The following is a 1,562-nucleotide window of genomic DNA, read 5'->3' as shown; positions in this document are numbered from 1 at the left end:
CCCTGGTGGCAACCCGCCCTCGTCGCAGGCGCCTGGGGCATCGGCTCCGCCCTCCTCTTCACCTCCCTGTTCTCCGGCATGTCCGGCGTCGGCTACGGAGCGCAGGGCTTCGAGAGCGGATACGGCGAGGGATACCAGGACGGCCTGGACGCGGGCGGCTCCGACCCCGGCTACGACCAGGGCGGCGGCGATCCGGGCGGAGACTCCGGCGGCGGCTGGGACGGAGGCTCCGGCGGAGACTGGGGCGGAGGCGGCTTCGACGGCGGCGGGGGCTTCGACGGCGGATTCTGATCCCACCCGAAAACCCCCCACACCTCCACCCACCCAGACACGATGCGGCTCCTCCGGGGTACACCCGGTAGACTGCGGTCGTCCCACCAGACCAGCCTTCGTAGCTCAGGGGATAGAGCACCGCTCTCCTAAAGCGGGTGTCGCAGGTTCGAATCCTGCCGAGGGCACCAAAGTAGTTTCTTTCAAACCTGCGGCACCTGCCGCAGGTTTGTTGTTTTTATCACCTTCTACCTGCACAAAGCTTGTGTGCGGAGCACGCCTGCTTTGCCTGATGGCATCCATCAGCGCGATTCCATCAGCCCCGACCTGCTCATCCTCCTCAATACTGACGGCGTCGGCCGGGTTCCGAACATCCTCACGTTCATCGCTCGCCGTCGTGACAGCCCCGAGCAGTGACTTGAACGGCTCCGCCAGTTCTGTACGGACGTAGTCCTGTTCGACATAGATCTTGGTGAAGAACGCTTGATTGAACAGCCGCTTGATGTGGTCGGTTGCACCAGCGTAGGCCGCGTAGCAGTTCGCGGCGTAGGACAGGGCAGTCCGCACGTTGCGTCCGACGTCCTCCAGATTCGCAGTGGTCGCCTCCAGACGACTCTCCACGTCGGCCAACTGACGGGCGATCCGGTCTTGTTCTTCTTTCAGCAGATCCAGGGGCAATGCTCCGGCGTAGTGCGCTTGCAGCAAGCGCGAGCGCTGATCGAGGAGTTGCTGCTTCCGCGTTGTCATTTCACGTTGTTGCAGATCAGCAGTCTTGAGAGTCGACGCCAGCTCGTCGCGGATCATCGACTCGACGGATTCCCGCAGTTCGTTAGAGAGCTCAATGGCGTGATACTCCTGTTCGACCAGTTCCTCGACTCGGGAGATCAAAACGGCTTGGCGTTGGCAATCGGTGTACTTCTGATGGCGTCCGACGCACACGAAGTACGGGTAGATCCTGCCGTAGCGGTTCTTCGGAATCGTGACAATCAGGCGGTTCCCACAGCCTCCGCAGAACACCGACGACTTGAGGTAGTGGGGATGATCGCGTTGCTTCTCGCCCACTGCATGCGAGGTCAGTACGTCCTGAACACGTTGCCAAGTCACAGGATCGATCAGCGGAGCGTGACGCCCCGGATAACGAACACCCTTGTAGACGACTTCACCCAATGGGTGAGTCGGACCCGTCCGACACGCCGAGAGGCGGACCGGCAGGTGGTCACTGAGATTTCACCGATCCGGGCGCAGTCTGATCAGGCAGCGAGCTGCCGACAGGTGATCACTACATGTGATGA

1 protein-coding gene, 1 tRNA gene and 2 pseudogenes are annotated in these 1,562 nt (G+C 62.0%); 3 read left to right on the top strand and 1 reads right to left on the bottom strand.

Annotated elements, in window-relative coordinates; genetic code table 11:
* From JZ792_RS41060 to JZ792_RS42820, 3 genes and pseudogenes are all read left to right on the top strand, one after another.
* Positions 1–291, top strand: a pseudogene (locus tag JZ792_RS41060) (DUF1542 domain-containing protein); the annotation flags it as partial.
* 94 nt (positions 292–385) lie between these two features.
* A tRNA-Arg gene (locus tag JZ792_RS41055) sits at positions 386–461 on the top strand.
* A 94-nt stretch (positions 462–555) separates the two neighbouring features.
* Positions 556–687, top strand: a complete 132-nt coding sequence (locus tag JZ792_RS42820) for a hypothetical protein (RefSeq protein ID WP_256461568.1) — start codon at positions 556–558, stop codon at positions 685–687.
* Between the two features lie 495 nt (positions 688–1,182).
* Here JZ792_RS42820 and JZ792_RS43360 read toward each other — a convergent pair.
* Positions 1,183–1,287: pseudogene (locus JZ792_RS43360) on the bottom strand (hypothetical protein); the annotation flags it as partial.
* Positions 1,288–1,562: the final 275 nt, after the last annotated feature.

The sequence above is a fragment of the Nocardia noduli genome (assembly GCF_019038455.1).
Classification (GTDB): Bacteria; Actinomycetota; Actinomycetes; order Mycobacteriales; family Mycobacteriaceae; genus Nocardia; species Nocardia noduli.
This window is presented reverse-complemented; position numbering and strand designations above follow the sequence as displayed.